At 70.2% G+C, this 26,245-nt stretch carries 13 protein-coding genes; 6 read left to right on the top strand and 7 right to left on the bottom strand.

The window, feature by feature from the left end; all coding sequences use genetic code 11:
- Window position 1: 1 nt before the first annotated feature.
- Genes ACQPXM_RS12165 through ACQPXM_RS12150 form a run of 4 tightly spaced genes read right to left on the bottom strand, consistent with a single transcriptional unit; the run spans window position 2 to window position 7,264 of the window.
- Window positions 2-1,699 (bottom strand): NAD(P)H-dependent oxidoreductase subunit E, encoded by a 1,698-nt coding sequence (locus tag ACQPXM_RS12165; RefSeq protein WP_432947880.1) that lies wholly within the window; start codon window positions 1,697-1,699, stop codon window positions 2-4.
- Window positions 1,696-4,611, bottom strand: a complete 2,916-nt coding sequence (gene fdhF / locus ACQPXM_RS12160) for a formate dehydrogenase subunit alpha (RefSeq protein WP_432947878.1) — start codon at window positions 4,609-4,611, stop codon at window positions 1,696-1,698. The genes ACQPXM_RS12165 and fdhF overlap by 4 nt, the downstream gene beginning before the upstream one ends.
- The gene (locus ACQPXM_RS12155; RefSeq protein ID WP_432947876.1) at window positions 4,608-6,404 is read right to left on the bottom strand and encodes an aldehyde ferredoxin oxidoreductase family protein; all 1,797 of its coding nucleotides are present in this window, start codon (window positions 6,402-6,404) and stop codon (window positions 4,608-4,610) included. The genes fdhF and ACQPXM_RS12155 overlap by 4 nt, the downstream gene beginning before the upstream one ends.
- 5 nt (window positions 6,405-6,409) lie before the next feature.
- The gene (locus ACQPXM_RS12150; RefSeq protein ID WP_432947874.1) at window positions 6,410-7,264 is read right to left on the bottom strand and encodes an NTP transferase domain-containing protein; all 855 of its coding nucleotides are present in this window, start codon (window positions 7,262-7,264) and stop codon (window positions 6,410-6,412) included.
- A 91-nt stretch (window positions 7,265-7,355) separates the two neighbouring features.
- Here ACQPXM_RS12150 and ACQPXM_RS12145 point away from each other — a divergent pair, with 91 nt between their 5' ends.
- From ACQPXM_RS12145 to ACQPXM_RS12125, 5 genes are read left to right on the top strand one after another with little or no spacing between them, the layout of a single operon-like run.
- On the top strand, window positions 7,356-8,465 hold the full coding sequence (locus ACQPXM_RS12145) for a sensor histidine kinase (protein ID WP_432947872.1): 1,110 nt from the start codon (window positions 7,356-7,358) through the stop codon (window positions 8,463-8,465).
- Complete coding sequence (locus ACQPXM_RS12140; protein WP_432947870.1) at window positions 8,462-9,106, top strand: response regulator transcription factor; 645 nt, start codon at window positions 8,462-8,464, stop codon at window positions 9,104-9,106. Before ACQPXM_RS12145 ends, ACQPXM_RS12140 begins: the two co-directional genes overlap by 4 nt.
- 59 nt (window positions 9,107-9,165) lie before the next feature.
- Window positions 9,166-9,870: an ABC transporter ATP-binding protein gene (locus ACQPXM_RS12135; protein ID WP_432947868.1), complete on the top strand. Its 705-nt coding sequence runs from the start codon at window positions 9,166-9,168 to the stop codon at window positions 9,868-9,870.
- Window positions 9,867-10,634, top strand: coding sequence for a hypothetical protein (locus tag ACQPXM_RS12130; RefSeq protein ID WP_432947866.1), 768 nt, complete (start codon window positions 9,867-9,869; stop codon window positions 10,632-10,634). The genes ACQPXM_RS12135 and ACQPXM_RS12130 overlap by 4 nt, the downstream gene beginning before the upstream one ends.
- Window positions 10,635-10,644: 10 nt before the next feature.
- On the top strand, window positions 10,645-11,295 hold the full coding sequence (locus tag ACQPXM_RS12125) for a hypothetical protein (protein WP_432947864.1): 651 nt from the start codon (window positions 10,645-10,647) through the stop codon (window positions 11,293-11,295).
- 25 nt (window positions 11,296-11,320) lie between these two features.
- On the opposite strand, the gene ACQPXM_RS12120 is transcribed toward ACQPXM_RS12125, so the two are convergent.
- Complete coding sequence (locus ACQPXM_RS12120) at window positions 11,321-11,758, bottom strand: MarR family winged helix-turn-helix transcriptional regulator (RefSeq protein WP_432947862.1); 438 nt, start codon at window positions 11,756-11,758, stop codon at window positions 11,321-11,323.
- 47 nt (window positions 11,759-11,805) lie between these two features.
- On the opposite strand from ACQPXM_RS12120, the gene ACQPXM_RS12115 reads away from it, so the two are divergent.
- On the top strand, window positions 11,806-13,248 hold the full coding sequence (locus ACQPXM_RS12115; protein ID WP_432947860.1) for an MFS transporter: 1,443 nt from the start codon (window positions 11,806-11,808) through the stop codon (window positions 13,246-13,248).
- 174 nt (window positions 13,249-13,422) lie between these two features.
- On the opposite strand, the gene ACQPXM_RS12110 is transcribed toward ACQPXM_RS12115, so the two are convergent.
- Entirely contained in the window at window positions 13,423-17,526 is a 4,104-nt protein-coding gene (locus ACQPXM_RS12110) for a LamG-like jellyroll fold domain-containing protein (protein ID WP_432947858.1), read from the bottom strand.
- 40 nt (window positions 17,527-17,566) lie between these two features.
- A complete protein-coding gene (locus ACQPXM_RS12105) occupies window positions 17,567-26,221 on the bottom strand; it encodes a DNRLRE domain-containing protein (RefSeq protein WP_432947856.1) in 8,655 nt (2,884 codons plus the stop codon).
- Window positions 26,222-26,245: the final 24 nt, after the last annotated feature.

Raw genomic sequence — 26,245 nt, 5'->3', positions numbered from 1 at the left:
CTCAGTCCCGCGGCTGCGGCCGGGCCGTCGTACCGCCGCGCTGGCGACCGAGCACGCTGACGACGGGTCCGAGCGCTACTTGCCCGAGGCCACAGATCGACGACTTGCGCAGCACCAGCTCGAGCTCCAGCAGCCGGGCTTTGCGCGCCTCGTCGAGCTCACCGCCGGACGTCAAGGTGTCGGTCAGCAGGTCGTGCGCCTTGGTCGAGCCGACCCGGCAGGGTACGCACTTGCCGCACGACTCGTTGCGGAAGAACCGCAGCACGTTGGTCGCGGCGGCCAGGGCGTCGGTGCCGGCAGCCATCACCACCATCGCGCCCGAGCCCAGCATCGACCCAGCTTCGGCCAGCGTGCCGAAGTCCAGCGGTACGTCGAGATGCTCGGGGCCGAGGAAGTTCGACGACGCGCCACCGGGCTGGACGGCTTCCAGCTCCGCGCCCCCGGCGACACCACCGGCGACGTCGATCAGCTCGCGGATCGTCGTCCCCATCGGCACGCAGTAGACGCCGGGCCGCTCGACATGGCCGGAGACCGCGAAGAACTTCAGCCCGGTGGCGCCGTTGACGCCCTGCGCGTTCCACCAGTCCGCGCCCTTGCCAACGATCGCCGGGACGTCGGCGAAGGTCTCGACCGAGTTCATCAGCGTCGGCTTGCCCCACAGGCCGTAGTTGCCGGGGAAGGGCGGCTTGTTCCGGGGCTCGCCGCGATGTCCCTCCATGCACTCGATCAGCGCTGTCTCCTCACCGAGGATGTAGCCGCCCGGCGAGGTGAAGATGTCGAGCATCAGGCGCCGGCCGGTCCCGAGCACGTCCGGCCCGATCAGGCCCTGCTCGCGCAGCCGGCCGATCTCGGTGTGCAGTACCGCCTCCTCCGGGCCGTACTCGTGCCGGATGAAGACCCAGCCTTCCTCCGCGCCGGTGACGACCATGCCCATCAGCAATCCTTCGAGCACCAGGTGCGGCTGCTCGGCGAGCAGCTGGCGGTCCTTGAACGTGCCCGGCTCCGACTCGTCGGCGTTGCAGATCGCGTACTTGACCTCGCCCTCGGCGGCCCGGACCAGCTCCCACTTCTTGCCGGTCGGGAAGCCCGCGCCGCCCATCCCGCGCAGGCCGGCGTCCTGCAATGCGGTGATCACCTGTTCAGGAGAGACCTGCCCGCTCAGCAACGCCCGCAACGATCGGTAGTGGTGCTCGCCCGACGCGTACGGGTCGTTCGGCCAGCCGCCCTCAGGGACGTAGGCGACGGTCGCGCCGAGGTCGTGGTGTCCACCGGCAGCCTGCTCGATCGCGGCCGGCACGTCCTCGAGCCGGACCGGCTTCTCGTTGACCGTTGCCGCCGGCGCCATGTCGCAACGACCGGGACAGGAAATCTCGAGAACGTCGACGTCCTCGGCGTCGGCGTACCGGGCCTCGAGGTCGGCGGCGGGGCCTTCGGCGCCCTTGAGCCAGCAGGCCAGGTCGCGGCAGACCCGGACCGTGACGTCCTTCGGCGGCGCGGTGAGGAAGTGCGGGTAGAACGAGACCAGTCCCTCGATCTCGTACAGCGGCCGCTTCTGCTGCCGCGACAACGCCTCCAGTTCCTCACGCGGCAGCCAGCCGCGGCGGGCCTGGATCGCGTTCAGCAGCGGGATCAGGCTCGGACCGCGGAACTTGCCGGCCCGGGCCTCGACACCGGGGACCTTGTTCGCCGTGACCGTCACTGGGGTGCACCTCCGACTCGGACGCTGCCGCGGTCGCCGGCCGGGGCGATCGCGACGGCGCAGAACTTGAACTCCGGGATCTTGCCGGTGGGGTCGATCTCGTCGATCGTCAGCAGGTTCGCCGCCGCCTCCCGGAAGTGGAACGGGATGAACACGTTGCCGCGCGCCTCGCGGTGCGAGATCTTGACGTTCAGCACGATCTCGCCGCGCCGCGACGACACCCGCGCGAACTCGCCGTCGACCAGCCCAAGCTTGGCGGCGTCGGCCGGGTGGATCGACACCTCGGCCCGGGGCGCGATCGTGTCCAGCGCGAACGACCGCCGGGTCATCGACCCGGTGTGCCAGTGCTGCAGCAACCGGCCGGTGTTGAGCACGAACGGGTACTCCTCGTTCGGCAGCTCCTTGGCCGGCAGCCATTCGGCGGGAACCAGGTGAGCCAGCTCGTCGGCGGTGTTGAAGCGCTCGTCGAACAACACCACCGTGCCGTCGCTGTGCTCGGGATCCGCGACCGGGTAGAGCTTTCCGGCCGAGCCCAGGTTGTCGTAGGTCAGGTTCGCGTAGTCGGGCATCAGCGGGACCATCTCCTCGAACACCTCCCGCGGCGACGAGTAGTTCCAGTCCAGGCCGAGCCGCTGGGCGATGTCCTGCACGATCTCCCAGTCGGCCCGCGCCTCACCCGGCGGATCGAACACCTTGCGGCCGAGCTGCACGCGGCGGTCGGTGTTGGTGTACGTCCCGTCCTTCTCCAGGTACGACGTAGCCGGCAGCACCACGTCGGCGAACTCGGCCGTCTCGGTCAGGAAGATGTCCTGCACGACCAGGAAGTCCAGCTGGGACAGGGCCTTGCGCACCTTGTTGATGTTCGGGTCGGACAGGAACGGGTTCTCGCCGAGCATGTACATGCCGCGCACGCCGCCGTCGAGAATCGACTTGATCACCTCGGTCACGGTCAGCCCGTTCTCCGGGTTCAGCTCCGTGCCCCACGCGTTCTCGAACAGCACCCGGGTCTTGGCCTCGTTGGCCCGCTGGTAGTTCGGGTAGAACATCGGGATCAGTCCGGCGTCGGACGCGCCCTGCACGTTGTTCTGCCCGCGCAGCGGGTGCAGCCCGGTACCAGGCCGGCCGACGTTGCCGGTGATGCAGCACATCGCGATCAGGCAGCGGGCGTTGTCGGTGCCGGTGGTGTGCTGGGAGATGCCCATCCCCCAGTAGATGACGCCGGCCTTCGCCTCGCCCCAGACCCGGGCGACCTCGCGGATCAGCTCGACGTCGACGCCGGTGATCCGGGCCGCGAGCTCCGGCGGGTACTCCGCCACGGTCCGGGCCAGCTCGTCGTAGTTCGACGTGCGGCTGGACAGGAACTCGCGGTCGATCAGCCCGAGCCGGATCACCTCGTGCATGATCCCGTTGTAGAGGGCAACGTCCGTGCCGGGCTTGAGCTGCAGGAACAGGTCGGCGTGGTCGGCAACCGTGCCGGCGCGGGGGTCGATGTAGATGATCTTGGTGCCGTTGCGCCGGGCCTGCTTGAAGAACGACGAGGCGACCGGGTGGTTCGCGGTCGCGTTGCTGCCGGTGATGATCGCGACGTCGGCGTTCTCGATGTCGCCGTACGTCGTGGAGACCGCGCCGGAGCCGACGCCCTCGAACAGCGCGGCGACGCTGGAGGCGTGGCACAGCCGGGTGCAGTGGTCCACGTTGTTGCTGTGGAACGCGGTCCGGATCAGCTTCTGGAACAGGTAGGCCTCCTCGTTGGAGCACTTCGCCGAGCCGAAGCCGGCGATCCCGTCGGAGCCGCTCTCGGCGTAGATCCCGCCGAGCTTGCGGGCGACGAGGTCGAGTGCCTCCTCCCAGGTCGCCTCGCGGAAGTGCGGCATCACTTCCTCGTACGGGACCAGTCCGCCGGGCTTGCGGCCCTTGCCGGCTCCGCGCTTGCGCCCCGGCCCGTCCAGGTCCTGCGTGCTGTTCTCCTGCGTCGCCGCCGACAGCGGTCCCTTCGGGTACGACGCGTCGATCCGGATCAGCGGCTTGGTCAGGCGCTGCGGCGACGACGCGTAGTCCCAGCCGTACCGGCCCTTGACGCACAGCCGGCCCTGGTTGCCCGGCTGGTCGCGGCCCTCGGCGAACGAGATCCCGCCGCGTTCGCGGTCGACGTAGTACGTCAGCGCGCAGCCGACCCCGCAGTACGGGCAGACGGTGTCGACGGCTTCCAGCGTCTCGCGCGGCTGGATCGGGATGTTGTTGATCGCCTTGTTGGTCAGCGCACCGGTCGGGCAGGCCGAGACACACTCGCCGCAGGTGACACAGGACGACTGGCCCATCGGGTCGTTCAGGTCGAACGCGATCCGGGTCGAGTAGCCCTTGCCGCTGCGGCCGATCACGTCGTTGCCCTGGACGTCGTCGCAGGCGCGCACGCACCGGTCGCACAGAATGCAGGAGTCGTGGTTGACCTCGATCACCGGGTTGGACGCGTCGGTACCGCGGGACGGGCCAGGGAACAGGTCCTCGATCTCGGTGATGAAGAAGTCGTCCGCGACCGCCAGCAGTTCGTTGTCCGCGGTGGTGGTCTGCTTCGGGTCCTCCTCACGCGGCGGCTGGTCCACCAGCAGCAGCTCGGCCAGCACCTCGCGGCTGCGCTGCACCTCCGGCGTCGAGGTCGCCACCTCCATGCCCGGTTCGCACGGCCGGATGCAGGCCGCGGCGTAGGCCCGGCCACCGGTGTCGACGACGCACATCCGGCAGACGCCGACGGGGTCGTAGCGTTCGTCGTGGCACAGCACCGGGATGTCGATCCCGGCGTCCTTCGCCGCGGTCCAGATGGTGGTGCCCTCGGCGACGGTCAGCGGCTGCCCGTCGATGGTGAGCGAGACCGTGCGCTGCTCGACCTCCGGCGCTGCAGGGCGCGTGATGGTCATGGTGTCGGCTCCGTTCCGGTAGCGATGGAAACAACAGTGGGGCGGCCTTCGGCGTCCAGGCCACGCTCGGCGTAGTAGCGGGCGATCATCGATCGCAACCGTTCGGCCGGCAGCGTGGCGGTCCGGCCGGAGGCCAGTTCGAGCGAGGTGTCCAGGAACCGGTCCGGCAGCCAGTCGTCGGCCGGCGTCCAGCCCTCGCGCAGGTTGTAGGCCCGTTTGGCGTGCACGATCCGGCGTGCGGTCTCGCGCAGCTCGGCGCCGTCCACGTCCCAGCCGGTGACGCCGGCCAGCAGCGCGGCCCACTCGCCGAACGGCTCGGCGAAAACGCCGCGGAGGAACTTGCACAGGATCAGCGAGTCCATGATCGCGGCCCGGTCCTCGGTCTCGATCGCCGCACGCACGTGCTCGTCGGTGCCGTGCGCCCGGTCCAGGCCGCCCTTGAGGTCGGCTTCGTAGGCACCGGACCGGTTGTGATCGGCGCCGCGCGCGTTGACCGCCAGGCCGAGCGCCATCGCCTGCATCGTGCGGGGCTCGTAGCCGGGCATCTCCAGCCCCTTGACCTGCGCCGCGAACGCCAGCGATCCCTGGCCGACGATGGCCGCCGCCCGGCGGGTGCCCTCCGACAGCAGGACGCCGACTCCTGTGCGCGCGCTGATCTCGTCGAGGGCTCGCAGCAACGCGTTGCCGTCGCCGAAGCGCAACCAGGGCACGTCGAGCAGGCCGCGGTCGACGCACTCCATCGCCCAGGCGATCGTGCCGCCGGCCGAGATCGTGTCCAGCCCGAGCTCGTCGCAGCGAGAGCTTGCCGCCAGCACCAGATCCGGGTCGGACACGCCGCACATCGGCCCGAGCGCGAACATGTTCTCGTACTCGACCCGGACCTTGCCGCCGCCCTTGGTCGCGTAGATGTGCTCGCAGCCGATCGTGCAGGACGCGCAGCTGGTCTTGGCCACCGACCGCTTCGAGGCGAGGTCCTCGGCCGACAGCATCGGCGCGCCGTCGAAGGTGGCCGCCTGGAAGTTGCGGGTCGGCAGCGTACTGATCGCGTTGAAGGCCAGCAGGTTGGCCAGCGTGCCGAGTTCACGGTACTTCTCGGTGGCCGGACCGAACGACCGGCCACGCAGGTCCTTGGCCGCCGCGAGCACCCGGTCCTTGTCGTGCAGCGAGACCCGCTTGCGGCCCTTGACCGCCAGCGCCTTGACGTTCTTCGAGCCCATCACGGCACCCAGTCCGCCACGCCCGGCGTGCCGGCCGTCGTGCGAGATCGTCGCGTAGCGCACGAGCGCCTCACCGGCCGGGCCGATGCTCGCCGCCCGCCAGTTCCGCCCGTACGACGCACGAATGGACTCCTCGGCGTCTCCCGCCGACATCCCCCACTGCGCGGACGCGTCGACCACCTGCACGCCCGACTCGTCGATGAACACGGTCGACGGCGACTCCGATCGCCCGGTCAGCACGATCGCGTCGTACCCGGTGAACTTGCCGGCGATCGCGAAGTGGCTGGACGCGAGCGCGTCGGTGAGCAGTCCGGTCAGCGGCGATTTGGCGACCACCGCGAACTTGGCGCTGGTGGTCAACGGCGTACCGACCAGCGGTGAGAAGACGAACGCGAGCGGCGCGGCCGGGTCCAACGGGTCGACACCGGCTTCGCCGAGTTCGCTCAGCAGCCAGACGCCGAGCCCCGCGCCACCGAGGTACTGCCGCAGTACGTCGTCCGGCAGCGGTACGACGCTGGTGGAACCGTCCGAGACGTCGACCACCAGCGCCTGGCCGAAGTAGCCACCTGGAGGCATCCGGATCACCCGCCCGCATCCGCTGAGATGAACGCGACCGTGTCACCGGCGACCAGCGGCACCAGACCGTCACCGCGAATCTGGTCACCGTTGATCGCCGCGAGCACATGGCCGTCGAAGCTGAGCCCGACCTGCTCCGCGGCGGCGCCGAGGTTCGCGGCCCGGACCCGGCGGGCGCCGCGCCCGCCGCCGCCCCGGTTCGCCAGTACGCCGAAGCGCTCGACGAGGATCTCGGGGGCCGGCCGATCGCGCGCCGCGCGGTACTCGTCCGGCTCGTTGACGTTGACGACCGATTCCAACTGCGGGTCGGCCTTGGCGAGCTGGGGGTCGGCGAGCAACTCGTCCTCTTCGAGCCGGCGGACGTCGGACTCCTTGAACAGGTGCGCCGGACGCAACTGGCCGGCGTCGAGCAGTTTGGTGATCCGCGGCGCGAGGCCGGTGCGGTAGCCGGCGGTCATGGGCTGTCGGTAGCCGTGCACGAACGGCAGGACGATCTCCGGTCCCTCCGGCCCGAAGCGCCGCAGCACCGCCTGGACGAAAGCCACGTGCAGAAAGGGCAGATCGGTCGAGCAGACGAAGGCCGTCTCGGCATGCTCGGCCAGCGCGCCGAGGCCGACCGCGAGGCCTTGCAGCGGCCCGCGTCCCTCCTCGGGGTCGTCCAGAACCAGCACCGACGGATCGAGCGCCGGCAGCGGCTGCCCCGGCGCCCGGACGACCACGACCGGACCATCTACCGCGCGGCCGGCAACCCCGGTAACGTGCCGGAGCAAGGTCGAGCCGTGCCACTCCAGGCCCGCCTTCGGGGTCCCCATCCGCGAGGACCGACCGCCGGCCAGGACCACCGCAGCCGTCATTGTCATACTGTCGACGGTATACGATGTTCGGTGAATGCGCTGCCCCGGCGGCTCCCGATTTCGTCACGGCGTCCGGCCCGTCCCGTATCGTCGGCCCATGCTCGGAGTGCGGGTCCGTGCCGGCGGCGTCGCGCTGAACGCTGCCGTCGCGATGCTCGTGGTCCTGGTGTTCTGGTTGCCGGTCGACCTGCCCGGCCGCTGGATGCTGCTGGAGCTCGGGCTGATCGCCGTACTGTTCGCCGGACTGCTGGCGCGCGGCCGGTTCCCGTTGACCGCGCTCGTCCTGACCGTGACAGCGACGCTGGCCGGCGCTCTGCTGGGCGCCACCCAGGACCCGTTCGTCGCCGTCGCTTGGACGCTCTATCCGGTCGCCGTCCGCCGAAGCTCGGCGAAGATCGCGCGGACGGTCGGAACGGCGGTCGTGGTCGGCGTGGCGGTGCTCGGATTCGCCGGCACCCGCGAGGTCGCCGAGGCCGCGCGGTACACGCTGATCAGCATGCTGGTCCTGACCGGCAGCTGGGCGCTCGGCGAGGCGACCCGGCGGCAGTTGGCGGAGGTCGCGGAGAACGGCCGGCTGCAGGCCGAGCAGGCTGTCCTGGCCGAACGGCTGCGGCTCGTCCGCGAGGTGCACGACGTGGTGTCGCACTCGCTCACCAGCATCACGCTGTCCGCCGGGGTGGCGACGCACGTGGCCTCCGGCAACGCCGAGCGGCTGGCACGTGAGCTGAGCCGGGTCGAGCAATCGGGCCGGCAGGCACTGGCCGATCTCCGGATCGTTCTCGGCGCCGCCCGGGACGACGCCGAAGCGGCCGAACGAGCGCCGGCGCCGGGCCTGGACGCACTGGCCGACCTGGTCGCCGACGTTCGGCCGGCCGGCGTCCGGGCGGAGCTGTTCCTGACCGGACGCGACCAGGTTCCGGCGAACCTGGAGTCGACGATCTACCGCGTGGTGCAGGAAGGTCTCACCAACGCCGTCCGGCATGCGCGCGGCGCTGAGTGCCGGGTGACTGTCGCCGGACGTCCGGAGGTGGTGGAGGTCGAGGTCGTGACCGGGCGTGGGACGGGCGCGCCTGCCGAAGGCACGGGCTACGGATTGATCGGGTTGCGTGAACGGGTGGAGCTCGTGAACGGAGACTTCTCCTGCGGTCCGCTGCCCGACGGCGGTTTCCGGATCGCCGCGATGCTTCCGGCGGAGGCCCGGCGATGATCGGCGTGCTGGTCGCCGAGGACCAGAACAGCGTTCGCGCCGCGTTGACCGAGTTGGTCGGCAGCGATCCGGAGCTCGAGCTGCTGGGCAGCTGCACGACCGGCGACGAGGCGATCGAGTTGGCGACGCGGCTGCGGCCGGACGTCGTACTGATGGACATCCGGATGCCGGGGACCGATGGACTCGCCGCCGCCCGCGTGGTCTGCTCACGGTTGCCCGCGACGAAGGTGCTGGTGCTGACGACGTTCGACCTGGACGAGTACGTGTACGAGGCGCTGAGTGCGGGAGCCACCGGGTTCCTGCTGAAGAGCGCGCCGGTGACGGACATTCTGCGCGCGATCCACACCGTGTACGACGGGCAGGCGATGCTGTCGCCGGAGATCACCCGGCGCCTGATCGCCGACGTGTCGCGCCGGCGGGCCCGGCGTACGCCGGAAGTCTTCGAGCAACTCAGCCCGCGTGAGCTGGAGCTCGTCGCGGCCGTGCTGCGTGGACTGTCCAACGAGGAGCTGGCGGCCGAGCTGCACCTGAGCCTGTCGACGGTGAAGACCTACCTGAGCCGGATCTTCGCCAAGCTCGACGTCCGCGACCGGACCCAGCTGGTGATCCTCGCCTACGAGTCGGGCTTCGCCGAGCGCTGAGCCGAACAGTCAACCTTTGACCGCTGCCGCGCCGGCGCGCCCGGCGACAGACTCCTCGCGTGATCGAGATAACCCACCTCACCAAACACCACCGCGGGACGCCGGCCGTGCGGGACGTCAGCTTCCGGGCGCTGCCCGGCCGCGTCACGGGCTTGCTCGGCCCGAACGGCGCGGGCAAGTCGTCGACGCTGCGCATCCTGCTCGGCCTGGACCACGCCGACGGCGGGACCGCCACCATCGCCGGCAAGCCCTATCGTGAGCTCACCTGGCCGTTGCGGACCGTCGGCGCCCTGCTCGAAGGCAGCGGCGCCCATCGCAGCCGGACCGCCCGCGCCCATCTCGAATGGGTTGCCCTGAGCAACGGAATTGCGCGCGACCGGGTGCCGCGGGTGCTCGACGAGGTCGGCCTCACCGACGCGGCCGGCACCCGGATCCGGAAGTTCTCGCTCGGTATGGGCCGCCGGCTGGGCATCGCCACCGCCCTGCTGGGCGACCCGGAGGTCCTGGTGCTCGACGAGCCGGTGAACGGTCTCGATCCCGAAGGCATCCGCTGGCTGCGCCGGCTCGTCCGTACGGCGGCCGACGACGGGCGCACGGTGCTGCTGTCCAGCCACTTCATGGCTGAGATGAGCAGTACGGCGGACGATCTGGTGGTGATCGCGGGCGGCTGCGTGGTCGCGCAGGGATCGATCGACGAAGTGGTCGGCGACCACGCCGGTCTGGAAGAGGCGTTCTTCACGTTGACCGCCGGAGGCAAAGCATGAGGCAGCTGGTCGTCGCCGAGCTCAGGAAGCTGATGTCCTTGCCGGTCGCGTTGCTGGCCGGCGGTCTCAGCCTGGCCGGCACGATCGGAATCGGCGCGTTGACCGCCGGCGGTCTCCGCGAGCGGCTCGATGCGGGTACGGCGTACGGGTCGGCGGCGGACAGTGTGTTCCAGTTGGTCATGCCGGGCACGGTGGGGGCGATCGTGCTGGGAGTTGTGCTGGTGGGCAGCGAGTACACCAGCAACAGCCCGGACGCCGGTGGTGGTCGCCAGATCACGACCAGTCTGCTCGCCGTGCCGCAGCGCGGGCGGCTGGTGGCCGCCAAGGCACTCGCGTTGGTGATCGTGTCGGTCGTCCTGGCGACGGTTGCCATCGTGGGGCTTGTGGCCGTGACCAGCGTGCTGCTCGGCCCGCACAGTGTGCTCGCCAACGGTTTGAATGGAGCTGAGCTGGGCCGCGCGGTCGGTGGGTTGGTGTACTGGACGCTGAGCGCGCTGATCGGGTTCGGCATCACCTGGGTCACGCGGAGCGGAGTCGTTCCGCTGATCGTGCTGATCGTCAATTCGTCGGTGGTCTCAGTGACGTACCTGTTGTCCAAGGTGACCTCCGTGGCGCACTACTTGCCGGATCTGGCGGGGCTGCGGATGATCACCCGCGACACCGGGGCCGGTCTGGCACCACTGACGGGTGGTCTGGTGATGGCCCTGTGGACCGCGGGAATCCTGCTCACCAGTGGATTCGTGGTCGCGCGGCGCGATGCCTGAGCGGGCGCGGATGCGTACCGTGATCGCGGCCGAGCTGCTGAAGCTGCGGACCCTGCCGGCCGTGATCCTGACGGTCGCGACCACCGTCGTACTGACTGGTCTGCTCACGCTGGCCCTGAGTGCTACTGGCGACGCGGCGACCGTGCAGGTCACGACGTACAGCCAGATCGGGGTCGTGCTGGTCGGCATTCTCGCGGCCACCAGCGAGTACGACGACCGGCAGATCGTCACGTCGCTGATCAGCGTTCCCGACCGGCTCCTCCTGGCCGGCGCCAAAGCCATCGCCTGCGCGCTGGCGGTCGCCGGTACCGCCACGCTGACCGTCGCGGCGGCACACCTCGCGGTGGTGAACCGCCTCGCGGAGACCTCCTTCGCGAGCGCCGCCGGCACGATCGTCTACCTGACCGTGCTCGCGCTGTTCAGCCACGGCCTGGGGTTGCTGCTCCGCGGAACGATCCCGGCACTGGTCACGGTCCTGCTGCTGGCGTACGTCGCGTCGCCGCTGCTGGGTCGCGTCGGCGACTACCTCCCGGGTCAGGCGGGCAGTCAGCTCCACCAGAGCAACCCGGCAGCCGGTCTGTCGACGGCCGCCCTCGTGGCCTGGGCCGTTGCGGCACTGACGGCTTCTACCTCGATGTTCCTGCGGCGCGACGCCGGTTGACCTCGCTCCGCGCGACCAAGCTGCCTCAGCTGTGTGTGGAGCGCAGTGCTTGGGCCAGTTCCTCCAGTGCGGGCAGCGCGTCGATGATCGTGCGGGCGGACTGCTCGGGGAGCTGGTCCAGGCACTTGCCGATCGCCTCGGTGCGCAGCAGCTTGATCCGTTGCTGCAGCTCGCGGCCCTGCTCGGTCGCCTCGACCTGGATCGCGCGCAGGTCGGCCGGGTTCGGGTCGCGCTGGATCAGGCCGAGCTCGGTCAGCCGGCCGATCACCCGCGAGACCATCGTCGGGTTCAGCCCCTCGAGCTGGGCCAGCTCGGTCAGCCCGAGCGGCCCGCGGAACGCGATCAGGCCGAGCACCGACGCCTGCGTCGGCGTCAGGCCCTCGTCGGTCGCCGTGGCGTTGAGTTCGCGCGCCAGCCGCGAGATCACGCCGCGCAATCTGTTCAACGTCTCGGTGTCGGACATCTCTACCCCTTTATTGCCTGCTGGCAAGCAATGTACTCTGACTGCTGATGGAACCCCAGAGTCTCCCAGCCGCCACCACCCCGGCCACGGACGGGCCGGTGGCCGGGCAGACCCCACCGCCGCCCGCCGGGGACGAGCCGTCGCCGCGCCGCTGGGTGGTGTTCCCGATCGTGTCGATCGCGCTGCTGATGGCCTCGATCGACCAGACCATCGTCGCCACCGCGCTGAACGCGATCCAGCGCGACCTGCACGCGCAGCTCAACTGGAGCGGCTGGACGATCACCATCTACGCGCTCGGCCAGATCCTGGTGATGCCGGTGGCCGGCCGGCTCGGCGACCAGTTCGGGCGCAAGAAGATCTTTCTCGGCGCCGCCGTGCTGTTCACGCTCGCCTCACTGGCCTGCAGCCTGGCCGGCAACATCTACCTGCTGGTGGTGTTCCGCGCCTTCCAGGCGATCGGCGGCGGCGCGTTCATGCCGACCGCGACCGGCATCGTGGCCGAGCAGTTCGGCCGCGACCGGGACCGCGCGGTCGGCATGTTCACCTCGATCTTCCCGATCGGCGGCATTCTCGGCCCGATCATCGGCGGCGTGATCGTCACCTACTGGTCCTGGCGGGAGATCTTCCTGGTCAACGTGCCGGCCGGCGTCCTGCTGATCCTGCTGGCCTGGAAGTTCGTGCCGCACAGCGCGCCGAAGCAGGCCGCCCGGATCGAGCTGGTCGGCGCCGGCCTGCTCGCCGTGACGATCCTGCTCGGCATGTTCGGCATCAGCTCGCTGGGCAGCGGCGGCGCCTCGGCGTCGGATCCGTTGTTCATCGCCAGCGAGGTGCTCGCGCTCTGCTTCGGCGTTCTCTTCCTGCGACACGCCAACCGGTCAGCCGACCCGTTCATCCCGGTCAAGCTGCTGCGCGGCCGAGGCTTCGCGGTGATGAACGCGATCAACCTCCTGTACGGCGCCGCCGTGCTCGGCTTCGGCGCCCTCGTTCCCCTGTACGCCGAAGCCCGCTACGGGATCCAGCCGCTCCAGGCCGGAACGTTGCTCACGGCAAGGGCCGTCGGAATGATCTGCGTCGCCGGGCTGGCGGTGTTCGCGCTCCGCCGGACCGGCTATCGGGCGCCGATGATCGGCGGGTTCCTGCTGGTCGCGGGCGGGATGACGATCATGTCGCTGGCACCGCACGGCCTCGCGCCGTACGGGTGGCTGGCCGCGGCCGCCGCGGTGACGGGGATCGGGATGGGCCTGTCGATCCCCGCGTCGAACAACGCCTCGCTGCAACTCGCCCCGGACCAGATCTCCGCGATCGCCGGGCTGCGCGGGATGTTCCGCCAGTCGGGCGGCATCATCGCGGTCTCGGTGACCACGACGATCCTGTCGCACGCCGCGCACCCGGGCGTCGCGCAGGCGCACAGCTTCGTGGTGTTCGCGGCGGTCCTGGTGCTGATCGTGCCGCTGGCGTTCATGGTGCCGGACCACCGCGGTTCGTGGTGACCGCCCGGCGAACCGCGGTCATGGTCGATTGATTCATCTCGTCAGCTCCGTTCTCCGGCCGACGATCGTGCGGCATCGTCCGCGGCTCACGGCAACCCCTGCGTAATGCCGGGAGCTGAGAGTGGCAAGGAGATTGCTCTCCTTGCCACTCTCAGTTGTCCTCGCTCTTGCCGGTTACCGCACTGCGAGCGCCTTGATCTGGGCGTCGGTGAGCACGCCGTGGTACGTCCGAGCGTCGTCGATCGCGCCGGCGAAGTGGTTGACGTAGCGATCCTGGTACTTCGCCCGCCCGACGTTGAACCCGCCGGTGCCGTTGAACAGCGTCACGCCCGCGCTGATCCCGGTCAGCTTGCCGTCGACGTACAACCGCAACTGGCGGGCGCCGGCGTCGTACACACCGGCCAGGTGGGTCCATTGGTTCAGGGCAGCGGGTTGGTCGGACAGCGCCGGGGTGTAGGCCGGCGCAGTGTCGGCGTCGGCCTGCATCCCACCGAGCATCCACCGGTCGTGGGCGGTCGAGTACTGCAGGAAGAACGGGCTCATCCGGGCGCCGTCCTGGGCGAGCACGGTGTTCGCGGTCTTGTTGACCGGCTTCGCCCAGGCCGTGATCGTGAAGCTGTCCTTGGTCAGAACCGCCCGCCCCGGCATCCCGACGTACGCCGACGTCCCGTTGAACTGCACCGCCGTCCCGGCCACGCCGGTCGTCCAGGTCGCGCCGCCGGCCAGGGTGCCGTCGATCCCCCGGGAGGTCGAGTCCTTCGCGACCGTGCCGGTGCCCTCGTCGAACGCCCAGCGGTCGAGGTTGACCGCGCTCGTGCTCTGGTGCAGGTCGCGAACCTCGGAGTCCACCAGCGCCCGGTCGTAGGTCCGGACCTCGTCGATGCCCCGCGGGAAGAAGTTCTGCCGGGTCCCGGCCGCCTTCGCCGCGCCGATGCTGAGCGGACCGTTCGCTTGCCATACGGTCCCGTTGGCCTGCCCGGCCAGCGCGCCGTTCACGTACAACTTCACCTTGCCGGCGGCAGCGTCGTACACACCGACCAGATGGATCCACTCACCGACACGCGCCGGGTTGGCGTCGGTCGCTGCGACGTAGCTGGTGGGGCTGGTCGCGTCGTTGCTGGTGACAACCATGCGCCAGCGGTCGGTGGTTGGGTAGTACTGCAGGTAGAACGGCGACGCCGCGTTGCCGTCCTGGCTGACCACGGTGTAGTAGCCGCCGCGCTGGGTCTGGTAGACCCAAGCCGCGACCGAGAAGCTCTGGTCGGTCCGCAGCACCGGTGCGGCCGTGGTACCGAAGCCGCTGGTGCCGTCCAGCCAGGTGGCCCGGCCGGTGCGGCCACCGATCCAGCCGGTGCCGCCCTGCATCGTCACCGTCTGGCCGCGGCCGGACGCGTCGGCGGCCGTGGTGCCGCTGGCCTCGTCCAGCTTCCAGTGCCCGGTCGGTGCCGGCAGCGAGGAAGGCGCGATCGCGGACCCACCAGTGAAGTACCCCTGCAGCGCGACCGTCACGTGCGGCGCAGCCGGCAGCATCGGCGGCCTTCCGGCCGTCCCGAGCTCGTTGCGGATACCGACGATGCCGGTGGCCCCGAGCGGCACCACGACACCGTTGCTCTGGGCTGTGCCCGTGGTGCGTGCGTCCGACTGGTACCACTGGGTGGTGAGCTGCGGATGCCCGTCCCGCGGGTACTCCCGAGCCGACATCTCCATACCGGACGGCGCCGCGTCGCGGCTGGTCGCCCGGACCGTCAGCCAGGCGGCGGACGCGTCGACCGGGATCCGCGGCTGCAACGTGACCCGGAACTCGCGGGTGTGCCCGGTGCTGAACGCACTCGTGACGCTGTAGACGCCGGTCTTGGTGTCGAAGGCCCGCTCGGTGTAGCGCATCGGCACATACCGCGCACCGCCGCTGCCGCCGAACCAGCCGATCAGATCGACCGCCGCGTGCACCTCACCGCCGCGTCCACGGACCCGGATCGCGCCGTCGTCACCGATCGGCACCACGGTGAGCTTGGTCAGCTTCTCCCCCGGGTACGCCGTCAGCATCCCCTTGTTCGTCGGATTCTTCGCGTACAGGTCGAGGTACGACGTCGCGGTGGCGTCGGTTGAGGTCACGTTCACCATCACGGCGGTCGCGTTCGACGGAACCCCCGCCACGCCCCGGACCGGGACCACTTGCTCCTCGTTCGCCAGCTTCGGCGTGGCGACGTCCCAGGTCTTGGTGTCGAGCAGCGTCGTAGGGCGTTGCAGCGGGAAGTACGTCGACGGCGACGAAGGGCTGAAGTATCCGAGCACGTCGACGATCACCTGGGCGCCGGCCGACCCGTTACGGATCCGGGCGACCTTGTCCACCGGGTGCAGCGTGGTCGCCACGGCGACCTGATTGCTCCGGCCCGGCAGCACGTCAAGTGCGTGGACACCGGTCGACACGTCTCCGAACACCTCCAGCGTGCTGACACCCGTACCGGTCGACACCACGTCGAGGACCACCGCGGTCGCCTCCGCCGGCAGCCCCGGGATCTGCAGCGTGAGCGTCTGCCCCGCAGCCAACGGCCCGGTCTGCCCACCCGTCCCGTCATTCGTGTTCAGAACCCGCTGTGGAGTCTGCATGGCGGTGAACCCGTTACCCGCCGACGGCTGCGGCACCCGCGACGCGCCGACGTTGACCACGCCGTACCCGAAGGTGTTACTGCGTCCGGGCCGGCTGGAACTGTCCAGAAGTTGAGCTTCCAGCTCAGCCGGGTCGAGGCTCGGATTGGCGCTCTTGTAGAGCGCTGCCGCACCGGTGACGTGAGCGGCGGCGATCGAAGTGCCCGACTTCGTTGTCCCGGGTGCGGTGCCGCCGGTGTAGGAGCTGACGTTGGTGTAACCGACGAGGTCAGGTTTGATCCGGCCGTCGATGCTCGGCCCCTGGCTGCTGTAAGCCTCGACCGTACCGCCGGTCGCGGCGCTGGCCGCGGTGATGGCGCCGACGGCGAGCACGACGGGCGAGCTGGCCGGTTCGGCGATGCTGCCGGCGGCCGTCTTTTCGCTGAAACCATCCGCCGGGCCGTACGCCGTCAGGTCGTACCGCAGATCCGTCCTGGCTCCGTTGCTTTGCACGTACAGCCAGTAGGTCTGACCTTCGCTGCTCGAGTTGGTGAACGTGACCGTCTCGACCGGGGACAGCCCACCCGTGGCGGTCTTCTGGGCCCGGACCGAGTAGCGGCCGCCGAGGTGCGGGTCGTTCAGGTCGACCGGCCGGGCGCCGTGGTCCATCACGTACAGGTCGAGGTCGTCGGTCGTCCGCGGCCACGCGTCCCACTTCAGCTCGACGGTCACCGTCGCGCCGGCGCCGATCGAGAACCCCAGGCTCTCGCTGGACCCGGCGATGTTCATCCAGCCGTTGGCCTCGGGGTCCGCGGTCGGGCCGCTCATGTGCTGGTCACCTTCGTTGCCGGCGGCAGCGATCACGGTGACGCCCTCACCTCGCAGCCACGCCACCACCGTCGCCGGCGACCATGCGGTGTCGTTCGGGCTCGGCAGCCCGTCGCCACGCCCGGTACCGGGAAAGGCCATCGAGACGTTGACGACCTGCACGCCTTGGTCCTTGAGCCACCGCGCCGCGTCGTCGAAGTCCATCGAGTCGGTGACACAGGCCAGGTACAGCTGGGCCTGTGGGGCGACGTCGTGCACGACCTCGGCGACCGTCGTGCCGTGCGAGAAGTTGTGCTCGGTCCCACAGCGGCCGTCGTGAACCGAGACGTCGGAGGGCAGTTCGCCGTTCGCCTGCGCCGCCTCGAGCCGTCCGAAACCCACGTCCAGGATGCCCACTTTCACGCCCGCACCCTGCCGCCCGTCGGCGTGCCAGGCCAGTGCGCCCGACGGTTGCGCGCCCTCGGAGATGATCTCCAGCGGCACCGGCGTCTCGGGTCGGCGCACGTCCAGCACACCGGATGCGGCCGCAACTTCCTCCAGCGCGGACCTCGGCACCGCGGCCCGCACCCGGCGTCCGGCCGCATCGGACACCACCCCACCGGCATCGGCCACCACCGAGCGGACCGCGCCGGGCTCGCCCTCGACGTACACCTCGACCCGTCCCTTGGCATCCGTGGTCAACGGCGTGGTCGCAGCCTTGCCCGGCCGCGGCGCGGACGCCAGTCCGGCGGCCCTGGCCACCGCACCGTCCATCCGCCCGGATCCCGGCTCACGGTTCGTGGCCAACGCGGCGTTCGCTGGAAGGACCAGCGCCGTCAGCAGCCCCAGGACCGAGAGCCGCACAGCACTTCTTCTGACAGACATTTCATCCTCACTTCGGGAAGGGAAAGACACAGAACGGCTCTCAGCTGCAGGCGATGATCATTCCCGCCTCGACACCGAGGGCGAACCCGCCGCCGGCGAGCGGGCCCGCCGCGGCACCCGCCGCGAGGCCGACGATGCCGCCGATCGTCCACTGCACCCACTGGTTACAGCCGGGTTGTTCGCTCTTGGGTTTCTCGGCGGGCTGGGTGTCCGGCAGCTCGGTGATGATCAGCGGTTTCGGCGGCGGAGGAGGTTCGGGCAGCCAGCAGGGCATCTCGCACACCACGTGCCCGTCTGAGAGCATCGCGCCGTCGTCGGTGATGATGATCTCGCAGCTCTCGCAGAGCGGCAGCCCACCCGGGTTGGGCTCGCCCTCCACCACGACCACGGGCCAGCCGAGGTCCGGCTCGTCGTCGGTCAGCTCTTCGAGGTACTCGTCGGTCCAGTTCGAGTCGGGCGAGGTCGTCGGCTCGTAGTTCGCGTTCTCGACGTGCCCGGCGTCGGTGACGTCGTTCGCTTCGTTCGCGTAGTCGTCGGAGTGGTCGATGACGATGATGTCGTCGTGGTTGAGGACCGGTGCGGAGTTCGGGCGGGGCGGGACGGTCGTCCCGGGGTTCGGCCGCGGCGGCGGCGACTGGAGGTTCTGCAGCCACAGCGGAGGAGGCGGCGGCGGACCGAAGCCCGGACCACCGGAACCGCCACCGCCGGTCCCGTTCCCGTTCCCGTGGCCGTTGCCGTTTCCCGGGCCGTTGAAGGACCCGCTGCCGTGTCCGGTCGCGTGCGACGGGAGCTTCGGTGGCTTCGGCGGCGGCTGACTGCTGGCGTCGTCGCCGTTGTTGCCGTAGCAGCCGATGCCGAGGAGCTTGCAGAGCATCGAGCCGATCACGCCACCCGGCGAGTGTCCGGTGGGGTCGACGTTCACCAGCGGGTTGGCGTCCGCGTAGGTGTACCTGTTGGCGGCGACCGATGGTGTGGGTGGCAGCGTCCAGGTATCGCGACTGGCGAACGTGGCCCGGTCCGGCGCGTACCAACGGGTGTGCATGTTGACCGCGGCGGTGGCCGGCTCGGTCCACTCGCCCTGGTAACCCAGGCTCGGCTGCTCACCGGCGGCGGAGGTGACCGTGCCGAAGGCGTCGAAGGTCCGCTGCCCGAACGAGTCCAGGCCCCGGAAGCGCCCGGTCACGTCGCCCCGCAGGTCCGAGTAGAGAAGCTTCGCCGACGCGGTGGAACCGGCCGCCTTGTCGGACAGCGGTTGCCCGGACGGATCCCGACTGGTCAGTCGGGTGCCGTCGGAAACGACGTTGTTGCCGAGACTGTTGTAGGCGAACGGGGAGCCGTTGCGGGACGCGACCCGGCCGAGGCTGTCGTAGCTGTACGACGCCGAACCGTCCGACAGCAAACGCTCGAACGCGTCGTACGTCGACTGCTTGCCACCGGACGCGAGCGTTCCCCGCGGTGTGTAGGTGTAGGTCGCGGTGCCGTCGGAGGTGAGCTGGTTGCGGTCGTTGTAGGTGAACGTCTTCGTGCCCGCGCGGGTGCGGTTGCCCGCATCGTCCCACTCGTACGGCGTGACCGCTCCGCCCGGTGCGGTCCAAGACGTCAGCCGACGGGCGCCGTCGTAGCTGTAGCTGTTGGACGACCTCTGGTTGTTCGAGATCGTCGTCTTCGCGGTGAGGTTGTCATCACCGTCGTACCCGTACTCGGTGCCGTGGATGACCCGGGGCGGGCCACCGGCGGGGTCGAGCTCCGACACCTTGTCGGAGCCGAGCCGGCCCAGAGCGTCGTACGTCCGGAGCCGTTTCACCCCTTGCTCCAGGCCACGTTCCGCCGTCCACGCCAACCGGCCACCGGCATCGTAAACCGAGTCGATGGTCCGTCCGGACAACCCGTCCACGACGGCGGTCGGACGACCCGCCGCGTCGTAGCTGAACGAGCTCGTCCCGGTCGCGTCGGTGCGCGTGACCGGCCGGCTGTCGTCATCGTAGCCGTACGTGGCCTGCCCCGACCCGCCGCTGATGGAGGCCACGTTGCCCCGGTCGTCGTACGCGACGGTGCTCGCGCCACCCGGCGTACCGAAGCTGGTCAGTCGCCCGCCGGGGTCGTACCCGAAGGTCTTGTCCGCGGTGGCCGCCTCGGCGCCCGTACCCGCCTGCCGGACCAGCCGGCCCTGGGCGTCGTACTCCGAGGTGATCGCCACCCCGCCCGGCAGGCTGTTGCGAACCAGCTGCCCGGCGGCGTCGTAGCCGGCGGTCCACTGCGCCGCGCCCGGTTCGATCGTCGACTCCGGCAGACCCCAGGAGTTGTAGGTGTAGTCGGTCACCTTCTGCCGGCCGTCGGTCAGCCGAGTGTGGTTCCCGGCCGCGTCGTAGCCGAACGCGGTTCGAATCACCTTGCCGTCGGCAACCTGTTCTTCCTGGCGCACCAGCCGGTTCGCGGCGTCGTAGGCGTAGGAGCGGATCCGGCCCTCGGCCGACGTGGTCTTGACCAGGTTGCCGTTCGGGTCGTAGGAGTGCTGGATCCGCCGCCTTTCGGTCAGCGGGTTGCCGCTGAGGTGCATGCTCAGCGTCGCGTTGCCCAGCAGGTCGTACCCCGTCCGGGTGACGATCCCGGCCGGGTCGGTGACCGCCGTCGGCCGACCGACCATGTCGTACTCCGTCGTGGTGGTGCGGCTGGTCGGGTCCGTCACGGTGATCGGCTCGCCGGCCTTGTTGTACGTCGTCTTCGTCACGCCCTTCGCGGGAGTCGTCACCTCCGTCCGGTTGCCCGCGTCGTCGTACTTGTAGCCCGTGGTGAAGTACGCGACCTGTGGTTGCCGCTCGACCGTGGTGTCGGTGATCTTGCGGCCCAGCCCGTCGTAGGTCGACAGGCGCTGGATGCCATTCGGGTCGGCTGTCGAGGTCAACTCGCCGTTCCGGTCGTAGCCGTATCTCGTCGTGCTGGGCTGGTCGCCGACCTTCGGCAGCGTCTCGGTGAGCAGCCGCCCGTGCGGGTCGAAGGTGCGCTCGGTGACCCGCTGCAGGGGATCCACCGACTTGATCGGGTTGCCGACACCGTCGTACTCGGTCGTCGTGGTCGCCGCGATCGGGCTGCCGCCCGGAGGGGTGTAGGTGGGCAGGCGCACCGAGGTTCGCCGGCTGCGAGAGTCGTACCCGGCGGCAGTGACGGCACCGTTCGCGTCCTTGTGGTCCGTCAGATCGCCGAACGCGTTGTAGCCGAAGGTCGTCCTCGGCCGCACGGCGGTTTGCTGAACCCCGGCGGTCCAAGTCGTCACCTCGGGCAACACCGCCGCGACCAGCCGGCTGGCGGCGTCGTACTCGTAGGTGGTCGTGAATCGCTTGCGATCGGTGGTCGCAGTGACCAGACCGCGTTCGTCGCGGAGGTAATTGAGGGTCAGGACGTCCCCGGCGCTCGGCGCCACATCCGCACGAACGAGCCGTCCGGCCGCGTCATACCCGTAGTCGGTGATCTCGCTGCGGCCGGGCTGGGCAGCGCCAGTCCGGGTCTGCCGGATGGGCAGGCCGTCCGTCGCACGGGTGTAAGCCGTCACCCGTCCCAGCCCGCCCGTGCCGAGGCCCGGGTCGAGTGTGGTGGCCGTGGCGTACCCAGCGGCGTCGAATGCCGAGGTGGTAACGCGTCCGCCGGCGCTCGTTCGCTTGGTCACGTTCCCGGCCGGGTCGTACTCCAGTTGCTCCTGCAGCACACCCGCGCGCGTAACCGTGGCGAGGCGGTCGTCGTCCCAGTACGTCCGGATGGTCTCGCGGCCCATCGCGTCCCGGCTGCTGTGGAGCCGGCCGGCGGCGTCGTACGTATGGGTCTCCAGGGTCAGGACTGTGGCATCGGGGTTCTGCGGGTCGACGCCAGGGCCGCTGGCCACCTTGCGGAGCAGGCGGGACTGGGAGTCGTAGTACTCGATCCAGGTCGTGCCGCGGGGGTCGGTGGTGCGGATCTCGCGGCCGGAGTCGCGGTACTCCTTGCGTTCGATGGTGGTGTCCGGGTGGGTCGTCACGACGAGCTGGTCGTAGGCGTTGTAGGCGTAGGTCGTGGTTCGCGCGGCGGGGGTGCCGGCCTGGGTCGTCCGGACCAGGTTGCCGTTGGCGTCGTAGTCGTGGTCGGTGACCAGCCGGGTCGTGACGCCGGTGACCGCGTTGCGGACCGGTGGGCCGGTGACCGTGTCCACCTCGGAGCGAGGCGTGTAGGTGGTGGTCTCGCTGCTGAACTCGACGCCGGTCTCGGACAGGGACCGCTTGACGGTCCGCCGGCCGATCGCGTCGTACTCGTACCGGGTTCGGAGCTTGACCGGGTCGACCTGTTCGGCCAAGTCGCCGTTCGAGCGGTACTTGTACGCGGTGACCTGGCCCGCGCGCTTGCCGAGGTGCTCGACCAGCAGGCCCGCGGGGACGAGGCCGCCACCGTCGGCGGGCTCGGAGCCGGTCGAGTAGGTCCAGGTCTCGGCCGGGATCCCACCGGCCGCGGTCTTCGGGTAAGTGACCGAGTTCTGCCGGCCCAGGGTGTCGTACCCGTACGTGGTCCGGTACGTCGCGTCGGCGGGACCTGACGACCGCGGGTCGGCGTCGGTGAGCTTGCGGTCGTTGCGCGGGTCGAGCGGGTTGTTCGGGTTCAGGAAGTAGGTCGAGTACGACGTCTGGCACGATCCCGGCGATCCCGCCTGCCGGCAAGTGGTCCGGGACAGAACGTTGCCCCGGGCATCGGTCGTGAAGGTCGCCTTGTGCCCGAGCTCGTCGGCCTGCTCGGCGAGGAACCCCTCGGTGTTGTAGCCATAGGTGCGCTTCTTGCCGTCATGCGTCCGCGCCGTCAGCCGGCCGCCGTGGTCGGCGTCGAACTGGTAGGTCCAGTCCGGGTAGGGCCCGCGCAGCGTGACGGTCCGTATTGCCTCGTCGCGCGACGGCTTGTCCAGCCGCCAAGTGCGGCCGTCGTGGTCGGTGAGGGTTGCGACCCGGTCGGCGATGTCGTCGTACGTCAGCGAGGCCGCGACCCGATCGTCCTGGGGGCGGGTGATCTTGGTGAGCTGAACCACGGCCGCCCGGGCTGAGTAGTGCTGCTTGACCGCGGTCTCGCCGAGCGGGTGCTGGTAGAGCGCGACCTCGTCGATGCTGCCGTTGAAGTGATAGTCGCCGTTGTTGCCTGACGGCCAGTTCTTGGTGCTGCCGGCGCCGACCACCAGGTGCTGCAGCTTGTCGTGGTCGATGAAGCCGTCGACCGTCGCGATCTGGGGCTTGCCGGGCTCCACGAGCTGCGCCTGACCGTCGAGGTAGAGCACCTGCCGGTCGATCGCGCCGGACAGGACCACGTGGTGCCACTGCCCGTCGTTCACCGGCGCGTTGGAGAGGATTTGACGCTGGCCGGCCGGCTTCGGCACCCAGAAGCCGCCGCGGAGGTGGCCGTCCTGGCCGACGTACAGCAGCGGGGCCCACTGGGCTGCTGCCGTACCGAAGGGCTGGTCGGCGTAGCTCATCAGCACACCGCCGCTGGTGGTGCGGAACCAAAGCTCGACGGCGAGCGACATGGTCGGACTGGTCAGCTTCGGCGGCAGCACCACCCGGCTCGCACTGTCGGGGCTGAACGCCGCGCCGGTGTCCGCAGTACCGGCCATTGCGCCCTGGGCGCTCAGCGCAACGCCGCTGTAGGTCCCGCTGTCGGCTCCGGGCTTGCGGGCCGTGGCGCTCGCCGCGCCGCCGGTCGAGCTGGACTCGCCGAACCGCCAGTAGCCGCGCGGATTGTCGTCCAGTACCACCGAGCGGTAGTGCGAGCCCTGCTGGTAGTCGTACCGCGTGCAGTTCGGCGCCGCGCCGGGATCGCAGACCTGTAGCAGCTGGTGGCCGTCGTAGCTGTAGGTCCACCGGAGCGCCGGCTGACCGGCCGCCGGTGGATCAGTGCTGACCGCGGTGACGTGCCCACCGGCCCAGGTCAACCGGAGCCACCGGTTGCTGGTCAGGTTGTGGACCGCCGTCGGCTTGCCACCCGGTCCGGCGTCGTCGTACACCAGCTCCTCCACCAGCCCGGCCGGGTCGGTGATGGTCCGCAGCCGGCCATGCAGGTTGAACACCCACCGGGTCCCGGTGACGTCCCGCAGCGTGTAGTCGCCGCTGGCCTTATCGAACACCAGCGTGAGGTTCTGCCCCTGCGGCGGCGCGAAGGTCAGGTCCGTGTTCCGGCCGAAGCGGACCTGACGTCCGCTCGGCAGGGTGACGACGACGTTGTCCGAGCCGTCCGAGTCCTGCACGAGCTGGGTGTCGAGCCGGGACGCCCAGCCCTGGCCGAACGCCGTGTCGGTGCGCGGGTCGAGGCTGTTGTAGGTGCGCTCGATGGTCAGGTCCGGCCCGACCGTCGCAACCGATGCGTCCTTGGCCGTCATGCCGAAGTTGCCGACCTGAGGATCGAGGCCGGGCGCGGGAGCGCCCTGCGGAGTACCGCCGAGGTGGGCGGTGATCTGCGGCTGCGGCACCTCCGTGCTCAGCGCCAGCGGCCCGGCGAACGGACCCGCCTCGACGTTGTCGTGCGCCCGGACCCACCAGTAGTAGGTCTGGCTCCACTTCAGCGTGCCGCGCGGCGGGGTCCAGGTCGCGCTGGTCCAGTCCGACGTCGCGCAGCCGGTGCTGCCGGCCGGGTCGCTACAGATCTTGAAGTTGTACTTCAGCCCGCTGGCCGGCCAGTTGTCGGTGTCGACGCCCTCGGCGTACAAGGTCGGCTGGATCGAGTCGACGGCCGCGCCGCTGGCGGGCTGCTCGTAGTTCACGCTCGGTGGGACGTTCTCGACCTTGAGGCCGAACTCGCCGTAGGGGACGCCGTACGCCGACTGGTAGTCCGCCGCGCCGTCGTACATGGTCAGAAAGACCTGGTACACACCCGGGGTCAGCGGTGCCATCGGCACGTCCAGCGCGATTGTTCCGTTCGGCGCGACGTTGTCCGTCATCGAGAACTTCGGCGAGGTCTGCTTGACCACCCCGTTCTGCTTGACGACAAAGCCGAACTTGTGTGGCCCGGCGGCGGTCCAGGTGGCCGAGCCGCGGTTGGTCACCCGGGCCTTGATCCGGCCGGTGTGCGCGGCCGTTGGCAGCGTCACCTCGTCGACCCGGTACGCGGCGCCCTGCGGCGAATACCTGACGTCGAGGTACGGGACGCCGGAGTTGCCGGCGTTGGCGGAGGAGAAGCGCTTGAACGAACTGGTGTCGGCCTCGTTCGCGGCGCGGACCGACAACCCGTGGAAGGGCGTGCCGTGGGTCCAGTCGGTCACCAGGTCGGGTGGCAGCGGGAACGGCACGTACACCCCGCTGCCACTGCAGGTGCCGCCGTAGGCGAAGGATTTCTGGGCCAGATGCTGAGCCAGCGGCGCCCCCGGCCAGGTCGTCATCGTCGCGCCGGACCAGTGCCGGCCGACCGCGAACACGTCGACTGGCTTCGGCGTGCAGGACGCGCTGTCCACGTTGTGCAGTACCAGCGAGGCGCCGACGATGTACTGATTGGCGAGCTTCGCGGTCAATCCGGAGAAGTGCAGGTAGGACGCGGAGGTGGTGCCGTCGTCGTTGCCCACGTCGAGCCACTGCTCCCCCGACCGGTTCACGGACGACCCTTTGGTGACGTAGGTGTCGTCCAGGTCGTCGTTGACGACCTCGACCGACGGGTCGACCGTGACCGGGAACGCCCGGCCCTTCGCCCGCAGCCAGCCAGGGTCGGCCGTCACCCGCAGAACCCAACCGGAGTTTGACTGGACCAGCGCGTACGCCACCTTTCGGGACACCGCGCCGCGCGCGTCGGCCATCCAGCCGGCCGGGATCACCGCCCGGACGACGCCGGCCCGATCGGACAGCTTGATCTCGCCGGTCCCGCGGTCCAGGGCAGGGATCAGCCCGCGCAGCCGCAGGTCGAACTCGTACGCCGTGGGTGCGGTCGCCGACCGCAACACGATGTCCTCCTTCAGCCCATTCGTCGTCGCGGCCAGCCGCAAGTCGGCGCCAGGCCTGGCCGCCGGGTAGGTGACCTCCGCGCCGCTGACCCGGGCGTCGGCCGGGGTACCGTCGCGCAGGCCGAACGCGATGCTGTGGTTCGCGTCGAGATTCAGCACGCCCAGATCACGTCCGTTCGCCGTCGTCGCGAAGCTCGTCCGGTACTGGGCCTGCCGGGGCGACAACCGGCCGTCCCGGCTCGCCGCCACGCCGAGATCGATGGGTGACCAGGTGCCGTCCGCGGCCCGGACGTTGACCGGCGCGTCGTACAACCGCCGGGTGTGCGTGCCGTCTGTGTTGCGGTAGACCCGCTCCCGCTCGGACCATTGCGAGCGCAGCTCGGCACCGATCGCGGCGACACCGCTCGGCTTGCGACCGGTCTCGCGGACGACCACGTCGGTGAGCTTCTCGGCCGCAGGAACGCGCCGCCGTACGGTCGGCAGCACGGCCCGGTCCGGAACCGCCTGTGCGGGCCGGACCACCGGCCGCCCGGCCAGGCTCGACAGCGTGGTGTCGGTCGACCCCGCGCTCGGCGGATCGTCGGCCGACCCGGACCGCTGCTCCGGCGGCGCGTCGGTACCGCCCAGCGCGGCGGCGGTCACCGGGAACCGAGGCGCCGGTGCCGCCAAGCTCGGGTCCGGCACCCCCACCTGGACCAGGACGGATGCGCCCGCCAAGCAGGCGATGACCTTGACGGCCAGTCCCCCGCGTCGCCGCTGCCACGATCGCCTCACTACAGCCACCCCCTGCACGAGCCC

Origin of the sequence: Kribbella sp. CA-253562 (genome assembly GCF_050942265.1) — a bacterium.
Lineage (GTDB): Bacteria > Actinomycetota > Actinomycetes > Propionibacteriales > Kribbellaceae > Kribbella.
This window is presented reverse-complemented; position numbering and strand designations above follow the sequence as displayed.